This is a genomic window from Mycobacterium ulcerans subsp. shinshuense, assembly GCF_002355775.1.
GTDB classification, from domain to species: Bacteria; Actinomycetota; Actinomycetes; order Mycobacteriales; family Mycobacteriaceae; genus Mycobacterium; species Mycobacterium marinum.
Window position 1 is genome coordinate 570931 of record NZ_AP017624.1, and the last position, 21554, is coordinate 592484.

At 65.0% G+C, this 21554-nt stretch carries 19 protein-coding genes and 6 pseudogenes; 14 read left to right on the plus strand and 11 right to left on the minus strand.

What is annotated here, in order from left to right; genetic code table 11:
* Positions 1-321: a PPE domain-containing protein gene (locus SHTP_RS02665; protein ID WP_420866644.1), complete on the plus strand. Its 321-nt coding sequence runs from the start codon at positions 1-3 to the stop codon at positions 319-321.
* A gap of 119 nt (positions 322-440) precedes the next feature.
* Positions 441-1281, plus strand: a pseudogene (locus SHTP_RS02670) (ISAs1 family transposase).
* A 12-nt stretch (positions 1282-1293) separates the two neighbouring features.
* On the opposite strand, the pseudogene SHTP_RS30250 reads toward SHTP_RS02670, so the two are convergent.
* Positions 1294-1374 (minus strand): annotated as a pseudogene (locus tag SHTP_RS30250) (transposase); the annotation flags it as partial.
* Between the two features lie 151 nt (positions 1375-1525).
* On the opposite strand from SHTP_RS30250, the gene SHTP_RS02680 reads away from it, so the two are divergent.
* The 4 genes from SHTP_RS02680 (at position 1526) to adhP (ending at position 6146) form a co-directional block, all read left to right on the plus strand.
* On the plus strand, positions 1526-1885 hold the full coding sequence (locus SHTP_RS02680) for a PPW family C-terminal domain-containing PPE protein (RefSeq protein ID WP_231991262.1): 360 nt from the start codon (positions 1526-1528) through the stop codon (positions 1883-1885).
* Between the two features lie 257 nt (positions 1886-2142).
* On the plus strand, positions 2143-3378 hold the full coding sequence (locus SHTP_RS02685; RefSeq protein WP_096369692.1) for a GAF domain-containing protein: 1236 nt from the start codon (positions 2143-2145) through the stop codon (positions 3376-3378).
* A 131-nt stretch (positions 3379-3509) separates the two neighbouring features.
* Positions 3510-5033, plus strand: a complete 1524-nt coding sequence (gene adh, locus SHTP_RS02690; RefSeq protein ID WP_096372287.1) for an aldehyde dehydrogenase — start codon at positions 3510-3512, stop codon at positions 5031-5033.
* A 51-nt stretch (positions 5034-5084) separates the two neighbouring features.
* Positions 5085-6146 carry an alcohol dehydrogenase AdhP gene (gene adhP / locus SHTP_RS02695; RefSeq protein ID WP_020726699.1) on the plus strand — a complete coding sequence of 354 codons (1062 nt, stop codon included), beginning with the start codon at positions 5085-5087 and terminating at the stop codon, positions 6144-6146.
* On the opposite strand, the gene SHTP_RS02700 is transcribed toward adhP, so the two are convergent.
* Positions 6137-6757, minus strand: coding sequence for a hypothetical protein (locus SHTP_RS02700; protein WP_012396440.1), 621 nt, complete (start codon positions 6755-6757; stop codon positions 6137-6139). The genes adhP and SHTP_RS02700 overlap by 10 nt on opposite strands.
* 64 nt (positions 6758-6821) lie before the next feature.
* Here SHTP_RS02700 and SHTP_RS02705 point away from each other — a divergent pair, with 64 nt between their 5' ends.
* Together SHTP_RS02705 and SHTP_RS02710 are read left to right on the plus strand one after the other, a co-directional pair.
* Positions 6822-7715, plus strand: coding sequence for a phosphoribosylaminoimidazolesuccinocarboxamide synthase (locus tag SHTP_RS02705; RefSeq protein ID WP_096369693.1), 894 nt, complete (start codon positions 6822-6824; stop codon positions 7713-7715).
* Positions 7712-9829 carry a S9 family peptidase gene (locus SHTP_RS02710; protein WP_096372288.1) on the plus strand — a complete coding sequence of 706 codons (2118 nt, stop codon included), beginning with the start codon at positions 7712-7714 and terminating at the stop codon, positions 9827-9829. Before SHTP_RS02705 ends, SHTP_RS02710 begins: the two co-directional genes overlap by 4 nt.
* Here SHTP_RS02710 and SHTP_RS02715 read toward each other — a convergent pair.
* Positions 9788-10237, minus strand: a complete 450-nt coding sequence (locus tag SHTP_RS02715; RefSeq protein ID WP_011738826.1) for a DoxX family protein — start codon at positions 10235-10237, stop codon at positions 9788-9790. The two genes, SHTP_RS02710 and SHTP_RS02715, sit on opposite strands and share 42 nt — an antisense overlap.
* Positions 10238-10331: 94 nt before the next feature.
* Here SHTP_RS02715 and SHTP_RS02720 point away from each other — a divergent pair, with 94 nt between their 5' ends.
* On the plus strand, positions 10332-10895 hold the full coding sequence (locus SHTP_RS02720; protein ID WP_094360599.1) for a TetR/AcrR family transcriptional regulator: 564 nt from the start codon (positions 10332-10334) through the stop codon (positions 10893-10895).
* On the opposite strand, the pseudogene SHTP_RS02725 reads toward SHTP_RS02720, so the two are convergent.
* A pseudogene (locus SHTP_RS02725) lies at positions 10885-12504 on the minus strand (DHA2 family efflux MFS transporter permease subunit). The gene SHTP_RS02720 and the pseudogene SHTP_RS02725 sit on opposite strands and share 11 nt — an antisense overlap.
* 168 nt (positions 12505-12672) lie before the next feature.
* Here SHTP_RS02725 and SHTP_RS02730 point away from each other — a divergent pair.
* A pseudogene (locus SHTP_RS02730) lies at positions 12673-13378 on the plus strand (DUF2334 domain-containing protein).
* On the opposite strand, the gene SHTP_RS02735 reads toward SHTP_RS02730, so the two are convergent.
* Positions 13336-14382: a DMT family transporter gene (locus tag SHTP_RS02735; protein ID WP_096369694.1), complete on the minus strand. Its 1047-nt coding sequence runs from the start codon at positions 14380-14382 to the stop codon at positions 13336-13338. The pseudogene SHTP_RS02730 and the gene SHTP_RS02735 sit on opposite strands and share 43 nt — an antisense overlap.
* An 84-nt stretch (positions 14383-14466) precedes the next feature.
* Between SHTP_RS02735 and SHTP_RS02740 the strand changes: the two genes are divergently transcribed.
* Entirely contained in the window at positions 14467-15381 is a 915-nt protein-coding gene (locus SHTP_RS02740; protein WP_096369695.1) for a LysR family transcriptional regulator, read from the plus strand.
* A gap of 79 nt (positions 15382-15460) precedes the next feature.
* Here the strand turns inward: SHTP_RS02740 and SHTP_RS02745 are convergent, their stop codons facing one another.
* Positions 15461-16099, minus strand: coding sequence for an MBL fold metallo-hydrolase (locus tag SHTP_RS02745; protein WP_096369696.1), 639 nt, complete (start codon positions 16097-16099; stop codon positions 15461-15463).
* Here SHTP_RS02745 and SHTP_RS02750 point away from each other — a divergent pair.
* Positions 16076-16804 carry an ATPase gene (locus SHTP_RS02750; protein ID WP_172900498.1) on the plus strand — a complete coding sequence of 243 codons (729 nt, stop codon included), beginning with the start codon at positions 16076-16078 and terminating at the stop codon, positions 16802-16804. The genes SHTP_RS02745 and SHTP_RS02750 overlap by 24 nt on opposite strands.
* A 26-nt stretch (positions 16805-16830) precedes the next feature.
* Here the strand turns inward: SHTP_RS02750 and SHTP_RS02755 are convergent, their stop codons facing one another.
* The 3 genes and pseudogenes from SHTP_RS02755 to SHTP_RS02765 all read right to left on the minus strand — a co-directional run.
* Positions 16831-17310: a hypothetical protein gene (locus tag SHTP_RS02755; protein WP_231991694.1), complete on the minus strand. Its 480-nt coding sequence runs from the start codon at positions 17308-17310 to the stop codon at positions 16831-16833.
* A gap of 60 nt (positions 17311-17370) precedes the next feature.
* Entirely contained in the window at positions 17371-18573 is a 1203-nt protein-coding gene (locus tag SHTP_RS02760) for an ISAs1-like element IS2404/ISMul1 family transposase (RefSeq protein ID WP_420872931.1), read from the minus strand.
* Between the two features lie 146 nt (positions 18574-18719).
* A pseudogene (locus tag SHTP_RS02765) lies at positions 18720-19273 on the minus strand (PPE family protein); the annotation flags it as partial.
* 328 nt (positions 19274-19601) lie between these two features.
* Between SHTP_RS02765 and purS the strand changes: the two are divergent.
* Complete coding sequence (gene purS, locus SHTP_RS02770) at positions 19602-19841, plus strand: phosphoribosylformylglycinamidine synthase subunit PurS (RefSeq protein WP_015357291.1); 240 nt, start codon at positions 19602-19604, stop codon at positions 19839-19841.
* A complete protein-coding gene (gene purQ, locus SHTP_RS02775) occupies positions 19838-20512 on the plus strand; it encodes a phosphoribosylformylglycinamidine synthase subunit PurQ (RefSeq protein WP_011738743.1) in 675 nt (224 codons plus the stop codon). Before purS ends, purQ begins: the two co-directional genes overlap by 4 nt.
* Before the next feature lie 11 nt (positions 20513-20523).
* Here the strand turns inward: purQ and SHTP_RS30060 are convergent.
* Together SHTP_RS30060 and SHTP_RS02785 are read right to left on the minus strand one after the other, a co-directional pair.
* Positions 20524-20988: pseudogene (locus SHTP_RS30060) on the minus strand (hypothetical protein).
* Between the two features lie 100 nt (positions 20989-21088).
* Positions 21089-21553 carry a cupin domain-containing protein gene (locus SHTP_RS02785; protein ID WP_012396425.1) on the minus strand — a complete coding sequence of 155 codons (465 nt, stop codon included), beginning with the start codon at positions 21551-21553 and terminating at the stop codon, positions 21089-21091.
* Between the last annotated feature and the right edge of the window lies 1 nt (position 21554).

Below are 21554 nucleotides of genomic sequence, written 5' to 3' on the forward strand. Positions count from 1 at the left end.
ATGACGGCGATTATGTGGATGGCCTCGCCGCCGGAGGTGCACTCGGGCTTGCTCAGCAGTGGCCCGGGCGCCGGTCCGATGCTGGCGTCTGCTGCCGCATGGAAGTCGTTGAGCGGCGAGTACGCCTCTGCCGCAGCGGAGCTCGCTGGCTTGGTGGGTGCGGCGCCCCAGGTGTGGTGGGGCCCGGCCGAGCAGAGTTATGCGGCTGCCAATGAGCGCTATCTTGCGTGGTTGACCCAGGTCAGCGCGGATTACGCGCGCCAGGCCGCCCTGGTCGACGTGGTGGTGGCCGCGTACCAGGGCTCCGGCGTTGTTGATTAGCAGGCTTGTGAGCTGGGTTGATGATCTTTGGTGCCGCGCTATTGGGGCCGGAGTGTAGGCACGGGCTATCTGGAGAACGATCGAGTTGGTTACTGTTCGTCGTTGGTCTGGAGTTGCCCGTGCCTACCGTTTCAGTATTGCCTGTGTCGTCGGTTCCAGAGGTGTTCGACCGCTGGAGTCCTGGTGAGCGCAGCGAGCTCATCGGATCGGAGTTTCTCGATGTGTTGGCCTCGGTGCCAGACCCGAGGGACCCACGCGGTCGGAGGTATTCGCTGATGGCTTTGTTGACGATCGCGGTTCTGGCCACCCCTGCTCACGCTGCTGCCGGGTAGCTTGCGGTGGCTGGTCACCGTGGATGCGATGCATACCCAGGTCGTCACCGCGAAGTTGATCTGCGCCACCTTGAAGTCGCACTACCTGATGATCGTCAAGTCCAACCAAGCCAAAATACTTGCGCGTATCACCGCGCTGCCCTGGGCCGAGGTGCCCGCAGCCGCTACCGACGACTCCCGCGGCCACGGCCGTGTCGAGACCCGCACCCTGCAAATCATCACCGCTGCACGAGGAATCGGCTTCCCCTACGCAAAACAAATCATCCGGATCACTCGTGAACGCTTGATCACCGCCACCGACCAGCGCAGCGTGGAGGTGGTCTATGCCATCTGCAGCCTGCCGTTCGAGCACGCCCGCCCTACCGCGATCATGACCTGGATGCGTCAACACTGGGGAATCGAGAACAGCCTGCACTGGATACGCGACGTCACCTTCGACGAAGACCGTCAAAGGGCACATACCGGAAACGGCGCACAGGTCCTAGCAACGCTACGCAACACCGCGATCAATCTGCACCGCCTCAACGGCGCCGACAACATCGCCGAAGCCTGCCGGATCACCGCTTTGACCGCCAACCGCCGCCTAGACCTCCTCAATCCACAATTCCCCAGCTCACAAGCCTGCTAATCAACAACGCCGGAGCCCTGTGCGCTCACCAGGACTCCAGCGGTCGAACACCTCTGGAACCGACGACACAGGCAATACTGAAACGGTAGGCACGGGCAACTCCAGACCAACGACGAACAGTAACCAACTCGATCGTTCTCCAGATAGCCCGTGCCTACACTCCGGCCCCAATAGCGCGGCACCAAAGATCATCAACCCAGCTCACAAGCCTGCTAATCAACAACGCCGGAGCCCTGCGGTGCCGGTGAGCGTGCCGCTCGGTGTGGGGCGCCACCTCTATGACGTGCAGATGGCGAATGCCGACCTCGCCGAGGTCGAACGGGTTGCGGAGAGATCCAGGGAGGTGCTGGTCAGCGCACATCACGCGATAGCGCCCCAGCCGCTGTCCGATTCGGTATCGACGGTGGCTTCGGTGGATGTGCCGGCGGTGGCGCCAAGTGATCAGGGCGCCGGCCCGTGGGGATTTGTCAGCACCGCCAGCAAGGGGATCGTGGCGCAGCCGAGCGGGCTTACCACGTTGGCTGGCGCCGAGGTTGGCGATGGCCCGGCAATGCCGATGCTGCCGGCCACTTGGGGGCCGGCATTGGCTACCGTCGCGGGCTGAGGCGCGGCGGGTGCGAGGGCGCTCGCGACTTGGGTTGGCCAGGGTCGCATCCCGGTAGGGACGAAGCGGTGCGGTTGGGCGGTCGGCGTTGCTGGTCGGCGCCTTCGGTGGCGGGGCCAAAGGCCCCTGCCTGGTGGGCGCGGATTCGGTTATCGTGAGTCATGCGCGCTCACTGAGTCGCAGGTGAGCGCACCGCGAAGGTATTGCTGGTGGCAACGATGAGGACTGCGAATGAGATAGCCGCAGCGCGGCTTTCGATGCCGGCGCTGCGTGCCCTGCGGGACCGGTTCGTTGCCGGTCGGGTCGATTCGGCATATCTGGATTCCACTCCGGTGCGGCGTATCGTCGCCGACAGCTGGCGGCGCAGCCTGGCGACCGGCGTGGACCCGGACCGCGGTGGCGGGCAGATCGCGCAGCTCTCCGACACCGTGGAGCGGCTGCGCAGTGCGCACCCACTGGCGCCGGTGCTTCCCCTCATTCGCCGCCTGCTGATCGATGATGCCGCCGACTCGGGCGTCATTGTTGCGGTGACGTCCGCCGACGGCACCTTGCTGTGGGTGGACGGTGACCGCCGCGCCTGTCGAAAAGCCGAGTCGATGGACTTCGTGCCCGGGGCCGACTGGAGTGAGCGCGGCGCCGGCACCAACGCTCCCGGAACCGCGCTGGCGCTGGATCGAGAGCTTCAGATTCGCGGATCAGAACACTTCTCCCGCTTGGTGCAACCGTGGAACTGCACCGCGGTGCCGGTGCACGACCCGTCGACCGGTGTGCTGATCGGGGCCATCGACCTCACCGGCGGCGAAAGCGTCGCCTCACCCCAGACGTTGGCGTTGTTGCGGGCCACCGGCGTCGCCGTGGAAAGCCAGCTGGCCCTGCTGCGCAGCGGCGCTGTGCAGCCGCAGCCGTCGCGACAGGCGCAACTGTCGGTGCTGGGTGCGCAGCGACCCTCCTGGCGGGTCGCGGGGATGGGCCCGACGATGTTGGCCGGTCGTCACGCCGACATCCTGGTCCTGCTCGACCGGCACCCCGAGGGGCTCAGTGCCGATCACCTCGCCGTGCTGCTCGATGACCGCGAACTCGATGTCGTGACTATTCGCGCGGAGATGTCCCGGCTGCGTCGCGTGGTGGGGGAGCACCTGATCGCCTCGCGTCCCTACCGGCTCACCGAACCGATCGCCACCGATGTCGGCGATGTCTGCGACGCCGTGCGTCGCGGCGACCTGGCCGAGGCGCTGCGCCACTACGCCGGTGCGTTGCTGCCGCAATCGGTGTCCCCGGGCATCGCGCGGGTGCGCACCGAACTCAGCAACACCTTGCGGGCCGCCGTTGTCGCATCCAATGATGCCGATCTCCTGGCGAATTGGCTCAGGCTGCCGGAGGCGCGCGATGACCGGCAAGGCTGGCGAATGCTCTACGACCGCTCGCCGGCCGGCTCGCCACGGCGGGCGCAGGCCCAGGGCCACCTGGCTGGCCTGGACTTCGATCTGGCCTGAGGTTTCGCCGTTGCGGGGGCGTGCAACGGTGCTGCAACCCTCACGTTCCTAGATTTGTGATGACCGACACATTTTCGGGGTGGCACAAACTTCATACAGCCCCATCAAGCCAGGTTAAGGCAGGTGAAACCATGACCGTGTTCGCACGTCCGGGCGCGCACAGTTCATTGATGACTTTCGAGTCCCGCTACGACAACTTCATCGGCGGCGAGTGGGTCGCGCCGGCCGCAGGCGAGTACTTCGAGGACCTAACCCCGGTAACCGGCGCACCGTTCTGCGAGGTGCCACGCTCCACCGATGTCGATGTCGAAAAGGCACTCGACGCGGCCCACGCCGCGGCGCCCGCCTGGGGCAAGGCCGCACCCGCCGAGCGGGCAGCGATTCTGCACAAGATCGCCGATCGGATGGAGGCGAACCTCGAAGCGCTCGCGCTGGCCGAGTCCTGGGACAACGGCAAGCCGATCCGCGAGACGCTCAACGCCGACATTCCGCTGGCGATCGACCACTTCCGGTACTTCGCCGGGGCCATCCGCGCCCAGGAAGGCTCGCTGAGCCAAATCGACTCCGACACCGTGGCCTATCACTTCCATGAACCGCTGGGCGTGGTGGGTCAGATCATCCCGTGGAACTTCCCGCTGTTGATGGCCACCTGGAAGCTGGCCCCCGCCCTGGCCGCCGGCAACGCCGTTGTGCTCAAGCCCGCCGAGCAGACCCCGGCCTCGATCCTGTACCTGATGAGTCTGATCGGTGACCTGCTACCCGCCGGTGTGGTCAACGTGGTCAACGGATTTGGGGTCGAGGCCGGCAAGCCGCTGGCGTCGAGCAACCGAATCGCCAAGATCGCCTTCACCGGAGAGACCACCACCGGACGGCTGATCATGCAATATGCCAGCCAGAGCCTGATCCCGGTGACGCTGGAGCTGGGCGGCAAGAGCCCCAACATCTTCTTCTCCGACGTGCTGGCCGCCCACGACGACTACCAGGACAAGGCGCTGGAGGGCTTCACCATGTTCGCCCTCAACCAGGGCGAGGTGTGCACCTGCCCGTCCCGCGGCCTGATTCAGGCCGACATCTACGACCGGTTCCTGGAACTGGCGGCGATCCGCACCAAGGCCGTGCGCCAGGGGGATCCACTCGACACCGAGACCATGATCGGCGCGCAGGCCTCCAACGACCAGCTGCAAAAGATCTTGTCCTACATCGAGATCGGCAAAGAGGAGGGTGCGCGGGTGGTCACCGGGGGTGAGCGCTGCGAACTGGGCGGCGACCTCAACGGCGGCTACTACGTGCAGCCCACCATCTTCGAAGGCACCAACAACATGCGCATCTTCCAAGAGGAGATCTTCGGCCCGGTGGTCTCGGTCACCTCGTTCACCGATTACGACGACGCGATCCGCATCGCCAACGACACCCTCTACGGGCTGGGCGCGGGTGTGTGGAGCCGTGACGGCAACACCGCGTATCGGGCCGGGCGTGACATCAAGGCCGGCCGCGTCTGGACGAACTGCTACCACGCCTATCCCGCCCACGCGGCGTTCGGCGGCTACAAGCAGTCCGGCATCGGACGCGAGAACCACAAGATGATGCTCGACCACTACCAGCAGACCAAGAACCTGCTGGTGTCCTACGGCAGCAAGGCCCAGGGCTTCTTCTGATCGCGTTTCGAAAAAGACCCACCAATAAGACCGTCAACGATTGGAACCGTCATGACCCAGACACTGGCTAACCCAGGTGCAACGCAGGCGACCGAAACCCTGCGCGCGGCGGTCGTCACCGGATTCGGCGAGCCGTTGCAGATCAAGGAACTCGCGTTGCCCACCCCGGGCTACGGTGAGGCACTTGTCAAACTCGAGACCTCGGGTGTGTGCCACACCGATCTGCATGCGGCACATGGAGATTGGCCGGTCAAGCCGGCCCCGCCGTTCGTTCCCGGGCATGAAGGCTGCGGCACCGTGGTCGCGCTCGGGGACGGCGTCACCGACCTGAAGGTCGGCGACAAGGTGGGCAATGCCTGGCTGTGGTCGGCGTGCGGCAGCTGCGAACAGTGCCGTACCGGATGGGAAACGCTGTGCGAAAACCAGCGCAACGGCGGCTACACCGTCAACGGCAGCTTCGGCACCTACATGCTGGTCAACGCCGACTACGCGGCACGCATCCCCGACGGTGCCGACCCGCTCGAGGTCGCGCCGATCCTGTGCGCCGGTGTCACCGTCTACAAGGGGCTCAAGGTGACCGACACCCGGCCGGGCCAGTGGGTCGCCATTTCAGGAATCGGCGGGCTCGGCCATGTTGCCGTGCAGTACGCCCGCGCGATGGGCTTGCGGGTGGTGGCCATCGACATCGATGACGACAAGCTCGCGCTGGCCGCCCGGCTGGGCGCCGAACTGGTGGTCAATGCCCGTACCAGCGATGTCGTCGCGCAGGTGCAAGAAGCCACCGGCGGGGTGCACGGCGTCCTGGTCACCGCCGTGCATCCGCAGGCGTTTGGGCAGGCCATCGGGCTGGCGCGGCGCGGCGGAACGATCGTGTTCAACGGGCTACCCCCGGGGGACTTCCCGGCGCCGATCTTCGACATCGTGCTCAAGGGCCTGACGATTCGCGGTTCGATTGTCGGCACCCGCCAGGACATGGCCGAGGCGCTGGACTTCTACGCCCGCGGTTTGATTCACCCCACGGTGGAAGGCGCCGCGCTCGAAGACATCAACCACGTCTTCGAGCGCATGGAGCGCGGCCAGATCGACGGCCGGGTCGTCATCGACTACCGGTAGCGAAGCCTGACCCCGGCCGCCCGCAATTCAAGTGCGGCCAGGCCGCGGATGATGGCCGGATCCTCGCGGCGCCAGCCACCAACCGGATCCGCGCTGACGGCCGCCAGCTTGGCCGCTGGACGGTTGGTCAACGCCCGAAGGGCCAGCAGCTGCTGGCCCGCCGCCGTGGCGGCCAGGGCCGTCACGGTCCACTTGCGCCGGAAGAACCGCAACCGTAGGAACAACCACGGCATGGCCACGGCCAGGATCGGCGTGGCGGCCACCGCGAGTGCGAGCACGATCGCCAGCCAGCTCGCCGTGGAATCCAGATTGTGTCCGGCCTCGGCGATGCCGAGTGCGGCGTCGGCCGCGGCGGCAATCGGCTTGCTGACCGCATCGCCCACCAACGGGATGTGCTGGGCGCCGTGCCCCGCCGAGGCCAAGTTGCCCGCGACCCCTTGCGAGCCGGTCTCGATCTGGTGCCCCGCTTCGGCGATCGCCGAGATGGCGCGGTGCACGGCGATGCCGACGAATACCCACAGCGTGGTCCAGACGGCCACGGTGATATCGCTGAACAATTGGATCGCCAACCGGAGCGGCCTGGTGGAGTAGGGCAAGAACCGCGATTTCATACCACTGATACCAGCACAGCTCCCGGCAGAATGGGGCGGTCTGGTTGCCCGATAGGCTGGCCCGATGCGCCCCCAATTGTCCGACTACCAGCACCTGGCCAGCGGCAAGGTTCGCGAGCTATACCGCGTGGACGACGAGCATCTGCTGCTGGTCGCCTCCGACCGGATCTCGGCCTACGACTACGTGCTCGACAGCATGATCCCGGACAAGGGCCGCATCCTGACCGCGATGAGCGTGTTTTTCTTCGGCCTGGTCGACGCCCCCAACCACCTGGCCGGCCCCCCGGACGACCCGCGGATCCCCGACGAGGTGCTTGGTCGCGCGCTGGTGGTGCGCCAGCTGGAGATGCTTCCGGTGGAATGCGTGGCCCGCGGCTACCTGACCGGGTCAGGGCTGCTGGACTACCAGGCGAGTGGGAAGGTCTGCGGTACCGCCCTGCCGCCTGGCCTGGTCGAGGCCAGCAAGTTCGCCGAGCCACTGTTCACCCCGGCCACCAAGGCCGAGCTGGGTGACCACGATGAAAACATTTCCTTCGCCCAAGTGATCGAGACGGTTGGCGGGGTACGCGCCAACCAGCTGCGCGACCGCACCCTGCAGATCTACGTCAAGGCCGCCGACCACGCCCTGACCAGAGGAATCATCATCGCCGACACCAAGTTCGAATTCGGCGCCGACCGCGACGGTAACCTGCTGCTGGCCGATGAGATCTTCACCCCCGATTCGTCGCGGTACTGGCCCGCCGATGAGTACCGGGCCGGGGTGGTCCAGAACAGCTTCGACAAGCAATTCGTCCGCAACTGGCTTACCAGTGCGGAATCCGGTTGGGGCCGCGGCGGTGATCAGCCGCCACCCCCGTTGCCGGATCACATCATCGAAGCCACACGGGAGCGCTACATCGAAGCCTACGAACGAATTTCGGGTCTCAGTTTCGGTGAATGGATCGGGCCGGGCGCATGACCGATCCCACCCTTCCCCCCGTCGCCAAGCGCGTGGAGATTCGCCGGGAGCATCACGGCGACGTCTTTGTAGACCCCTACGAGTGGCTGCGCGACAAGGACAGCGTCGAAGTCATCGCACATCTCGAGGCCGAAAACACCTATACCGATCAGACCACCGCGCATCTCGAGCCGTTGCGGCAGAAGATCTTCGATGAGATCAAAGCCCGCACCAAGGAAACGGATCTCTCGGTTCCGACGCGACGCGGCAACTGGTGGTACTACGCCCGCACGTTCGAGGGAAGACAGTACGGCGTGCACTGTCGTTGCCCGGCCGCAGACCCGGACGACTGGAATCCGCCGCAATTCGACGAGCACACCGAGATACCGGGCGAACAGGTTCTGCTCGACGAGAACGAGGAAGCCGAAGGCCACGATTTCTTCGCCTTGGGTGCGGCCAGTGTCAGCCTGGACGACAATGTGCTGGTCTATTCGGTAGATGTGGTCGGCGACGAGCGTTACACCTTGCGGTTCAAGGACTTACGCACCGGCCAGCGCTACCCGGATGAAATCGCAGACATCGGCGCGGGCGTGACATGGGCCGCCGACCACCGCACCGTCTACTACATCACCGTTGACGCCGCCTGGCGCCCGGACACGGTGTGGCGCTACCGACTCGGCTCACCCGGATCGTCGGAACGGGTCTACCACGAACCCGACGAACGATTCTGGCTGGGCGTCGGACGTACCCGCAGCAACAAATACATTTTCATCGCGGCGGGCTCCTCGGTGACCTCCGAGATGCGCTACGCGGATTCGGCCGACCCCAGCGCCCAATTCACCATCGTGCTGCCGCGCCGCGAGGGCGTCGAGTATTCGGTGGAACACGCCGTGATCGGTGGGCAGGACAGGTTCCTCATCCTGCACAACGACGGCGCGGTGAACTTCACCCTGGTGGAGGCACCGGTCGACGACCCGACCCGGCAACGCACCCTCATCCCACATCGCGAGGACGTGCGCCTGGACGGCGTGGACGCCTTTGCCGCCCACCTGGCGGTCAGCTACCGCATCGAGGCGTTGCCCCGCATCCAGCTGTGGCCGCTGACCGCCGACGGTGATTACGGCGAGGTCGAAGACGTCGTGTTCGACTCCGAGCTGATGTCGGCCGGCCTGGGCGCCAATCCCAATTGGGATTGCCCCAAATTGCGAGTAGGCGCAGGATCTTTCATCACCCCGGTGCGCATCTACGACATCGACTTTTGCACCGGTGAGCGCACCTTGCTGCGAGAGCAGCCGGTGCTGGGTGGCTATCGTCGCGAAGACTATGTCGAGCGCCGTGACTGGGCTCATGCCGAAGACGGCACGCGTATCCCGATCTCGATCGTGTACCGCGGCGGCATCCAGCTTCCGGCGCCGGCAATGATCTACGGCTACGGCGCTTACGAGATATGTGAAGACCCACGCTTTTCCATCGCGCGATTGTCACTGCTGGATCGGGGAATGGTGTTCGTCATCGCTCACGTTCGTGGCGGTGGCGAGATGGGTCGGTTGTGGTACGAACACGGAAAGTTGTTGCAGAAGAAGAACACCTTTACCGACTTCATCGCGGTGGCGGAGCATCTGGTGGAATCGGGCCTGACCCAGCCGGAACGTCTGGTGGCATTGGGGGGCAGCGCGGGAGGGCTGCTGATGGGTGCGGTGGCCAACATGGCTCCGGAACTCTTCGCCGGAATTCTTGCCCAGGTGCCCTTCGTGGATCCGCTGACCACGATTCTGGATCCGTCGCTACCGCTTACCGTCACCGAATGGGACGAGTGGGGAAACCCGTTGAGCGACAGCGAAGTCTATGCCTACATGAAGTCATACTCGCCGTATGAGAACGTCGCGGACCGGCGGTATCCGGCCATCTTGGCGATGACTTCGCTCAACGATACCCGGGTGTGCTTCGTGGAGCCGGCCAAATGGGTTGCCGCGCTTCGTCATGCCAACGGTGACGGCAATCAGGTGCTGCTGAAGACGCAGATGAACGCCGGGCACGGCGGTATCAGCGGGCGATACGAACGCTGGAAGGAAACCGCCTTCCAATACGCGTGGTTACTGGCAGCCGCCGGTTGCGACGATAGCGGCGGCGGCTAGGAATACGAGCTCCTCGGCGCTGCGCACAGATAGCCGCGTCGTCATCGACTTGGGTGGGCTGGGCATCCGGGCGGCATAGATGTTGGCGGGGAACATCGCCAGCATCAGGATCAGCAAGCACAGTGCCGCTGCCACCCGGGTGACCGGCAGCAGCAGGCCGGCGGCGCCCAGCAGTTCCAGCGCTCCGGTGATGGAGACCAATAGCCCGGGCGCCGGCAGCCGGGGCGGCACGATCGCGACGAGGTCGCCGCGTAGCGGCGGCGCGAAATGCGCGATGCCGGTCAGGGTGAACATTGCCGCCAGTCCGACCGCGATCGCGGCGGACCAGCTGTCCAGGTAAGCGACGCCGAGCTGGCCGATGATGCGGGCCACGATGCTGCCCAGCACCAGGGTGATCATCGGTGCCATCTGAGCCTCCCAACAATCTAGTCGATGACAAGAATGACCGTTAGGCTAACCCGCGGAACTATTCACTGTCAAGATTGGCTTGTATGCTGGCGGGATGAATCGTCCGGCGTATCACCACGGTGACCTGCGGGCCGTAATCCTGGACGAGGCGGCGCGATTGGTGGCACAGCGGGGCGCGGACCGGGTGTCGATGCGGGAGCTGGCGCGCGACGCCGGCGTGTCACATGCGGCCCCCGCGCACCACTTCACCGATCGGCGAGGCCTGTTCACCGCGCTGGCAACGCAGGGATTTCAACTGCTGGCGGCCGCCCTCGTGGCGGCCCGTGGTCACTTCGCCGATGCTGCCCTGGCCTACGTACGCTTCGCGATCGAGCATCCCGGCCACTACCAGGTCATGTTCAACCGGTCGTTGCATGACGCCGATGACGCCGACCTGGCCGCGGCGCAGGCCGCTGCCGCTGCCGAATTGGCTGCCGGGGTAGCGACCTTGCGTGACCCGGGCGCGCGGTTCGATCCGGAGGGCGCGCAGTTGGCCGCCTGGTCCTTGGTGCACGGCTTCTCGACCTTGTGGCTCAACGACGCACTCGATGCGCAAGTGCGAGCGCTAGACCCGATGGACACCGTATTGCGTATCGCAATGATGCTGTTCAAAAGCTAGCCGGAGCGGCTGCCGGCGTTTTGGGCAGGAATGCCGCCGGGATGAGGGTCGACACCACCAGCACCACGACAACCCCGAAAACCACCGTGTAGGCGTGGGAGAGATCATGCATCACGTTGTCGGCGAAGTCGGGGGTGAGGGCCTGGGGCGGTAACCCGGAGGGGTCAACCGTGACTCCCCGTGCGGCCGCGTTCTGTTCCAAAGTGGCCACCTTGTTTGCGACCCAGATGTTGTCGCTGCGATTGAACTGGTTGGTCAGTATCGTCGCCATCAATGCGGTGCCGATCGATCCGCCCACTTGCTGGGTCACGCTGATCAGGGTCGAACCACGCGCGATCTCCCGCGGCTTCAGGGTCAGCACCGCTGCTCCGGCGAGCGGCATCATCGTGCATCCCGTGCCCATGCCCATGATCGCGAGCCCGACCAGCAGCGTGGGTAGGTACTGCGCCCGGGTGGCGACTTCGAAGGTGAACATGGCCAGGCCCACGGCGTTCAGGACGATGCCGAGCAGCACGCTCTTTCCTGGCCCGCGCCGGTCCATGAAGGCACTGGCGATGGGCATGGTCAGCATGGCGCCCAGGCCCTGGGGGATCAGATAGAGCCCCGATTGCATCGGCGTCTGGTGCAGCACTTGTTGCAGGTAGGTGGGGATCAACAGCGAAGAGCCGAAATACGCCGCGGCGAAGGCCAGCAGCGTCAGATTGGCCTGGGTGACCGCGCTGTTGTTGAACAGATGCAGGTCGATGAGCGGGTGATCGGCACGGTGCCACGCATGTCAGGCGAACCCGCCGATCAGTGACAAGCCGGCAATGACCGGTATCAACACGTAGCGATCGGCCACGGTGCCCCGGTCGGGAATCAATGACAGGGCCAACAGAAATGCCGCCAGGCCTGGCGAGAGCAGCAGCACGCCGATGACATCGAAACTTTCCGAGGGCACCGGACGATCCGCCGGAAAGGTAATCGCCGCCAAGGCGAACGCTGCCAGGCCGATGGGCAGGTTCACCAAGAAGATCCAGTGCCAGCCGAAGGAACTGATCAACCAGCCGCCCAGGATGGGGCCACCGATCGGGCCTAGCAACATCGGTATGCCGATGGCTGCCATCAAGCGCCCCAGCCGTTTTGGGCCCGCGGCCCGAGTTAGGATGATGAACCCCAGCGGCATCAACATGCCACCGCCGACACCTTGAAGCACCCGAAAAAAGATGAGCGACAGGATGTTCGGTGCCAGCGCGCACAGCAGCGACCCCAGGGCGAAGGCCAGGACCGAGCCCATCCACAGTCGCTTGGTGCCGAACCTGTCGGCTGCCCAGCCAGCCACCGGGATCACGGTCGCCAGTGCCAGCGTGTAGCCGGTCATGGTCCATGCCACGACAGCCTGGGTGGAGTCGAATTCGATGATGAACGTGCGCTGTGCGACGCCGACGACGGTGGCGTCCAGTACCGACATCAACGAGGCGAGCACGCAAACGCCGGCAATGCGCAGCAGTCCCGCGTCGAGCCGGTCGGGGTAGACGTGTTCGCCGGGGCTGCTTGTCCCCGTGCGGGTATCGGGCGGTGCTACCTCCGCCGGTGTGCAATGCGCCTCGCCCATGGCGGTACTGAGCATATCTAGGCATATCTCGCCATGTCATCGGCGGCGATGCGCCATTGGCCCGCCGGCTTGCCGGTTAACCCGGCCGTAATCGGAATATCCGCACGTCAGGCATGCTAGTTAGACGTTTTAAGTCTGCATGTCCTTCACCGTCTCGAAACCTGCATTCGGCAAATTGCAAGCGTGGCTGGAAAACTGATCGTCTCGGTTTCGGGGATAGGCGAGCGCACCCTGGCCGACGTCGAGTCGTTCTGTGCGCAGATGGACGAGCGCTCGGTGCCGTTGTCGCTGTTGGTCGCGCCGCGGCTCAAGGGGGGGCTACCGGCTCGAGCGCGATCCGCACACCGTCGACTGGCTGGCCGGGCGTCGCAATGGTGGCGATGCCCTGGTGCTGCACGGGTATGACGAAGCGGCGACCAAGAAGCGCCGGGGCGAGTTCGCGACACTTCATGCCCATGAGGCCAACCTGCGGGTGATGGCCGCCGACCGGGTGCTCGAACATCTCGGGCTACGTACCCGCTTGTTCGCGGCGCCGGGCTGGGTTGCTTCGCCGGGTGTGGTCAAGGCATTGCCGGGCAACGGATTCCGCTTGCTCGCCGATTATCACGGGATTTCGGATCTGGTCCGCAAGACGACTGTGCGGACCCGCGTACTGGGCATCGGGGAGGGTTTCCTCTCCGAACCGTGGTGGTGCCGGATGGTGGTGTTGTCAGCCGACCGAGTCGCTCGGCGGGGCGGTGTCGTGCGCATCGCGGTGTCAGCCCGTCAGCTGCGCAAGCCGGGACCGCGCCAAGCCATGTTGGATGCCATCGATCTGGCGCTTATGTACCGCTGCACACCGATGGTTTACAACTGGCGCCCAGATGGTGCGGTGCTCGACGCCGCATAGTCGCTCAGGCCCACCGGCAAGCTCTCAACGCCCTGCAATTGATCACCTGTACCGGCGCGCCGCCGACTACGCGCTGGCAGCCGCAGCAGTCCGCGAGCCAACGCGACCCCGATCAAACATGCTCCCCCGCCAGCGAGCCCTAGCGGGTTGGGAACCTCGGCGAGCAACAGTCCCGACAACGCGATCACCAACGCGGGAACCATGAGCGTGGTCGCGGCCGTCACTCCCGCGTTGGTGCGCGCCAAGGCATACGCCCACGTGGTGAACGCGATGGCGCTGGGGCCCGCCCCGAGAAACACAAGCCACCAGAGATCGGCGGCGGAGGCCAGGCTCAGTTCCCGGGCCGCTGCCGGCAGAAATGGCAGCGTCACGATGAAGCCCACCAGCGTTCCCCAGAGGGTGGCACTCAGCGCGTCGACGGTCCGCAGTGCCACCTTCTGCAACAGCACCCCAGCGGCGTACAGCACCGCGGCGAGCAACCCCAGACCGACGCCCAGCCAGTCGGTCTGCGACCCGCCCCCGCCGGCGCTGATGAGCACAACGCCGGCGAAAGCGATTGCAATGCCAGTCAACAGCCGCGCCGAGTAGCCCTCGCCGAGAAAGAAACCCGCGAAGACGGCCACCAGAATCGGGGCCAAGTTGACCAGCAGCGCCGTCGTTCCGGCATCGATGTGTTGCTCGGCCCAGCTGATCACGATCGAATAGGCGCCGAACCATGCCACCCCGTAGGCGATCACAAGGGTGAGCGCGGCGGCCGACGGCGGACGCAGACGCCTGGTCGTGGCGCGACCGGCATAGGCGGTGTACGTCGCCGCGATGGTAGCGATCACCGCCATCACCATCACCGCGATGAAGAGCCGGCTCAGCGCCAGGACGCCGGGGGAAAACACGCGCCCGGCCGACCGGACTCCGACAAACGCGAACGCCCACAGCGTGACCGTGACCCCCATGGCCAACGCGGGCATGTTCACGGTGCGTTGCGAGGAGGTCGTCGAGGAGGCCATGGCGGGTATCGTCCCCGGAAAAACACTTCAGCACAATTGAATATTTCTAAATTAATGATTAGCAGCACCGTATAGTCGTTGCGCGTGATCGATCCTCATCGCCTGCGCATCCTGCGTGCCGTCGTCGCGGAGGGATCGATCGGTGGTGCTGCCGCCGCGCTGGGGTGCACACCGTCCGCGGTGAGTCAGCACATCGCTGTGCTGCAACGTGAGATCGGACTCACCCTGGTGGAGAAGGTCGGGCGTGGAATCGCCCCCACGGATGCAGGCGCAACCCTCGCGGCGGAGTCGGCGGCGGTCTTCGACGGGCTGTCGCGTCTCGACGGTCTGGTCGCTGATCTTCGACATGGCCGCGCTGGCACCCTGCGGGTGAGCTACTTCGCGTCGGCGGGGGCGGCCTGGATGCCGGCGGTCATCGCGACCATCAGCTCGGAATATCCCGCTGTCCGGCTGGATCTACGGTTGGTCGAACTCGCCGACGCCGAGGACGCGGCGCCCGACGTCGAGATCAATGTCGCCGGCATGCCCGGCACCGAGCTATCGAACTACGACACCGCTGCCCTGGTCACCGAGGATTACGTGGTCGTGGTCGGCGCCGGAAACTCTCTCGCTGAACGGGATTCGGTGACCCCGCGTGAGCTCGCAGGCGAACCGTGGATCGACAACGACGTTGCGCGCGGCAACTGCCGGGAGAATCTCCTGCGTGCCTGCACTGCCGCGGGATTCACGCCGTGCTTTCGTGTCGAAACACACGACTACGTGACCGCGGTGCGATTCGTTGCCGCAGGTGTCGGTCTCACCGTGGTACCCAGGCTTGCCCTCATCGACCTACCTGCCGGGGTACGCACCGTCGCCATCTCCGAACCGACGCCGCGGCGCACCATCGTGGTTCGCCGGCACCACCGCGCACGTAACAATGTGGTCGCCGGCCGCGTACTCGAACTCATCCATCAACAGGCGGTGCGGACGCACGGACCGGCGGTGGAGGCACTGGCCTGATCTGGGCTTGGGTCGCACATCTTGACCCGAAAGACCTTGGGTGAAGTCGAAAATGATATGGCTGCAAGGTGTCTCGAGGTTAGAAGGTGACCGCGCTTTCTTCGGGCAACACCTGAAAGTCGGTATCGGTCATCTCGGCGAGCCGGCCGTAATAAATGCCACGTGCCTCGGTGGCGATGATCCCCTGATGGATGGGTACGGCGCGGGCCGGCGCGACCGATCGCAGGTAGTCGACGGCCTCGGAGATCTTCATCCACGGGGCGGCCGCCGGCGTGGCCAAGACGTCCATCGGTTCGTCCGGGACGAACAGGGCGTTGCCGGGATGCATCAGCCTGGCGCGATGATCGCCGTCGCCGACCAGGTACGAAATATTTTCTATGACTGGGATTTCCGGATGAATCACCGCGTGACGTCCGCCGACGGCCCGGATCGTCAGCTCACCGACCGCCAGTTCGTCGCCGACGTGGACCTCCCGGCATTCGGTGCCAAGTACGGCTGCGGTCTGCGCGTCGGCATACAGGGCGGCATCGGGGTTGGCCGCTAGCAGCGCGGGCAGCCGGCTCACGTCGACGTGATCAGGGTGCTGGTGGGTGATCAGGATCGCCGCCAGGCCAGTGATCCCCTCGAACCCGTGCGCAAAGGTCCCGGGATCAAACAGCACTCGGGTTTGACCGAAATCCGCGAGAAGACAGGAATGCCCAAAATGCGTCAGTTGCATGTCTACGATTGTGCCCTGATGGCAGCCCTGCCGATGCGACTGTTGCTGGCGACAATGCTGGTCGCCGGCAGCTTGGTGATCACGGTAGGGGTGGCCACGCCGGCAGCGGCGGAGCCCGAAACCTGCCCACCGGTCTGCGACCAGATTCCCGGTGCCGCGTGGATCCAGCGATGCGCCGTGCCCATGAACGCAATCTATCGCTGGCCCGCGCTGGGCGCGGTCGCGACCGCCCTGACCAGGACGACACCCCGGTTCCGGTTCGAGGAAATCTGTGCCACACCGGCCTTTCCGGACGACATCCGCAAATCGGCCGTTGCGGGCCGCGCGTCGGTGACTCACCCGGACGGTCAGTGGCAATTGCAGGCCCAAATACTGCACTGGCGGGGCGACACGGCCCGCGGTGGAGCCATCGCCGCGACCGTCTTCGGCGCCGCGGTCACCGCGCTGCGCGCGTGTCAGCTGGGGGCGCCCAAGCAATCCCCGTCGGTGACCGACGACGAACCCACCCGGATGTCCGCGGTGATCAGCGGTCCGGTCATCATGCACACCTACCTGGTTGCGCACCCGGCGAGTAGCACCATCAGCGAGCTCACGCTGTGGACTTCCGGACCGGCGCAGGTGGAATGGCCGGTGATCAACGATTCCACCGTCCTGGACGCCATGGTTGCGCCGCTGTGTGAGGCCTATATCGCCTCGTGCAGCTGAGCTGACCGCGCCGTTCCACCGGGGATCTAGGCGGCTATGCCAAGTGCTTCCACATGCTGTGCACGTGCCGCCGCGAAGGCGGCCGCCCTTGCGGAAACAGAAGCCGTAGGCGACACCAGCTCCGCTTCGGGCGCTATCGCCGACGCTATTGCGGAAGGCGCGGCAACAGGTTTAGCGCCCGCAATTTCAGATTCAGCCTCGGCGGGCGGTGCATACAAGCTCAGCAAAAACGGGAGGTTCGGGCCAATATCGATATTGAACGCGTCCGATAACCCGCGCAAAGTCCCGGACAACGCGCATGCCATTGCGATGAGCAGCAGCGTTGGGCCGGCCAGGGCCAAGGCCGGTCCCGCCAGGACGCCCACCGCCAAGGCAATTTCGTACAAATACACCATGAGAAATGTGTGCCAGAACACCAGCAGAATGATCATCGACAAATAGACGATTACATATAAATACACGCCCAAGATGATCGAATAGTACAGAATATTCATGATCAGCCACATGATTAAATCGATGATGTCGATTTTCTGGGCGGTGGCGGGCCAGGGCTCCGGCGTTGTTGATTAGCAGGCTTGTGAGCTGGGGAATTGTGGATTGAGGAGGTCTAGGCGGCGGTTGGCGGTCAAAGCGGTGATCCGGCAGGCTTCGGCGATGTTGTCGGCGCCGTTGAGGCGGTGCAGATTGATCGCGGTGTTGCGTAGCGTTGCTAGGACCTGTGCGCCGTTTCCGGTATGTGCCCTTTGACGGTCTTCGTCGAAGGTGACGTCGCGTATCCAGTGCAGGCTGTTCTCGATTCCCCAGTGTTGACGCATCCAGGTCATGATCGCGGTAGGGCGGGCGTGCTCGAACGGCAGGCTGCAGATGGCATAGACCACCTCCACGCTGCGCTGGTCGGTGGCGGTGATCAAGCGTTCACGAGTGATCCGGATGATTTGTTTTGCGTAGGGGAAGCCGATTCCTCGTGCAGCGGTGATGATTTGCAGGGTGCGGGTCTCGACACGGCCGTGGCCGCGGGAGTCGTCGGTAGCGGCTGCGGGCACCTCGGTCCAGGGCAGCGCGGTGATACGCGCAAGTATTTTGGCTTGGTTGGACTTGACGATCATCAGGTAGTGCGACTTCAAGGTGGCGCAGATCAACTTCGCGGTGACGACCTGGGTATGCATCGCATCCACGGTGACCAGCCACCGCAAGCTACCCGGCAGCAGCGTGAGCAGGGCACGTACGCAGGGAATTTCATTGCTTTTCTCGGCGACAGCGAGTTGACCGAGCACCAATCGGGCACGGTGGGCGAACACCGACACGAGATGCGTGGCTGTCGCTTTGGCGCGTAAAGCACCACGCAGCATCTTGCCGTCCAACGCGATCGGCACCAATCCACTGGGGTCGCTGCTGGCCACGTGTGCAGTGAAGTAACTGCCCATCCTGGCGTTGAGGTCGGCGGGGTCTAGCCGAGACAAAACAGCGCGGAAGGTCTTCTCACTGGGCCGCCGGAACCGGACCCCTAATTGGGCCAACACATCATCGGGAGCGGTGGCCGCCCATGTGGCAAAACCAGCATAGCCGCGCATCCCCGCGGCAGTGGCCAGAACCGCGATCGCCAACAAAGCCATCAGCGAATACCTCCGACCGCGTGGGTCCCTCGGGTCTGGCACCGAGGCCAACACATCGAGAAACTCCGATCCGATGAGCCCGCTGCGCTCACCAGGACTCCAGCGGTCGAACACCTCTGGAACCGACGACACAGGCAATACTGAAACGGTAGGCACGGGCAACTCCAGACCAACGACGAACAGTAACCAACTCGATCGTTCTCCAGATAGCCCGTGCCTACACTCCGGCCCCAATAGCGCGGCATCAAAGATCATCAACCCAGCTCACAAGCCTGCTAATCAACAACGCCGGAGCCCTGGGTGGCGGGCGTGCTGATTTCGGCCTTGAGTATGAGCGGGGCCGGTGTGGTGTGGGGCATCGAGGCCAGCGTCGTGCCTGAGACCGCCTGATAGGCGCTCATGGTGGTGGCCGCTTGGATCCACATCCGCGCGTAGTCGACTTCGTTGAGCGTGATGGGGATGGTGTTGAGTCCAAAAAATTGGTCGCGACGAGCGCCGCATGGGTGGTGCGGTTGGCGGTCAACTCCGCCAGTGTCGGCATTGCTGCCAGCGCACTGGCGTAGGCCCCCGCCGCCGCCTCGTGCTCGGCCGCCGTCACCGCGTAGCCGGCGCTGGTCTTGGTCAACCACGTCAGATACGGCACATGGGCATCGACATAACTCTGCGCGCTCGGCCCCTCCCGAGCCACGGCCGACTCACCCAGCATGGTGGTGAGTTCCTCTGCGGCCGAGGCGTGTTCGGCGGCCAGCGCCGTCCATGCCGCGGCGGCCTCGTGCAGTGGGCCCGGGCCCGGGCCCACGCTCAGCAAAGCCGAATGCACTTCCGGCGGCGAGGCCATCCAAACAGACGCCGTCATAAAAGTCCTCCCGAAATCCGACAAGTCGCCGCCACAGTACGGACGCCTGGTGAACAAACGGGGTTAGCTGGTTGCCGGCATCGGGGTGCGGGCGTCGCGTCGGTGAACCGGCGCCGGCGAAGCGACACAACGCAGCGAAACCGTCGGGTGGCTCCGGTGCGATCGCACACCGATCTCGATGGGTATGCCGTCACCGGATCGGCGAACAGCGCGTCTTCGGTCGGTTGTTCTCCCGGGCCGGCAGCAGCGGACTCGCGCCCGTGACGCGCCCCGGAGGCCATCGCCGGTAGAGTTGGCGCCGAGCAATCGGAGCTGAGGAGGAATGCCGGTGGCCCGGGTGGTCGTCAATGTGATGCCCAAAGCGGAGATTCTGGACCCGCAGGGCCAGGCAATCGTCGGCGCCCTGGGCCGTCTCGGGCATCCCGGAATCTCGGATGTCCGCCAGGGCAAGAGATTTGAGCTAGAGATCGACGACAGCGTGGACGATGCCACGCTGGCTGAAATCGCGGAATCGCTGTTGGCGAACACGGTGATCGAGGATTGGACGATAAGCCGGGACCCGCAGTGACAGCTCGGATCGGGGTCATCACATTTCCCGGAACGCTCGACGACGTGGACGCCGCCCGCGCGATCCGGCTGGTGGGCGCCGAGGCGGTGAATCTCTGGCATGCCGACGCGGATCTGAAAGGCGTCGAGGCCGTGGTGGTGCCCGGCGGCTTTTCCTACGGCGACTACCTGCGGGCGGGTGCGATCGCCAGGTTTGCCCCGGTGATGGGCGAAGTGGTGAGCGCCGCGCGGCGAGGCATGCCGGTCCTGGGGATATGCAATGGTTTCCAGGTGTTGTGCGAGGCCGGCCTGCTGCCCGGCGCGCTGACCCGCAATGTGGGGCTGCACTTCGTCTGCCGCGACGCATGGCTACGGGTGGCGTCGACGTCGACCGCCTGGACATCGCGTTTCGAACCGGCCGCGGACTTGTTGGTGCCGCTCAAGTCCGGGGAGGGCCGCTATGTGGCCTCAGAACAGGTGCTCGACGAGCTGGAAGCCGAAGACCGGGTGGTGTTCCGCTACCACGACAATGTCAACGGCTCGCTGCGTGACATCGCCGGGATCAGCTCCGCCAATGGCCGGGTGGTCGGGCTCATGCCCCACCCCGAACACGCGATAGAGGCGCTGACCGGCCCCTCCGATGACGGACTCGGGCTGTTCTATTCGGCGCTAGACGCGGTGCTGGCTGCCTGAGGTCGGCCGGATCAGCCGGCGTCGCGCATCAGCGGCGACGTCTGCGGCAGCTCGGCGACCCGGTTCAACTCGCCAAACAGCTCGATCGATGCGCCGATGGCGCGGTCCACGAATACGGCGAATTCGCTGAAGTCCACCGGACCGGCGATCCATTGGGACTTGTAGGCGGTGACGCCGATGCGCTGTGGGTCAGACGAGTTGTGCACTATCGCGGTGACTCCGCGACGCTGGGTGTTCTAGCGGTCGGCGAACCGCGCCAGCAGCGCACGGTCGCCCGCGGGGAAAAAGCATGCGGGAGCGACCCGAATCGCGAACACTTCCGGATGCGCCGGTGAGATCTCCAGGTGGACGTGCAGCCGCTGGGGATGGGCGTCGGTGACGAAGAAGAACTCGCCGCCGTGCTGGCCGCGGAAATACCGCCTTCCACGGGTGCACAAGTAGCGTTCGATCAGGGTTGCGCACAGTGGCTCGGTCATGAATCCATGCTCCGCGCTGCGGCTATGCAGATCCTTGGAGCCAGGGAAAGCGGATCCAAAGAATCAGTTGAGAATTTCCTGAGTGGCTGCTGCTTGTCGGTTACGAGAGCGGATACAGCCCCGGCAGGTTGACCACGATCGCCTCCTGGGTGCTGCGCGCGATGACCACTTCGGCGGGCATGGTCGGGTCGGGATTTTCTTCCCGGTGCGGCAGATAGGGCGGAACGAAGATGTAGTCGCCGGGTTCGGTGGCGATACGCACCTCTTGCTCGCCGTCGTGAAACACAAACTCCGGGCGTCCGCTTCGCACATAGATTGCGGTTTCGGAGTCGCCGTGGTGATGGTTGGCCGAGACCGTCCGGGGCAGGACATGCGTCTCGCCCATCCAGATCTTCTCCGCGCCCACCGACCTTCCGCTAAGCGCGGCAAACCGGCGCAATCCCTCCGACTGCGCGGTATCGGAACTGATTTCGGAGGCCTTGATGTGGTGTACCTGCGCGCGACGGCGGTCCGGGGCGGCTGTTTCGGCTGGGAAGTCGGGATGGAATCCGTCCGAGGTTGCCATG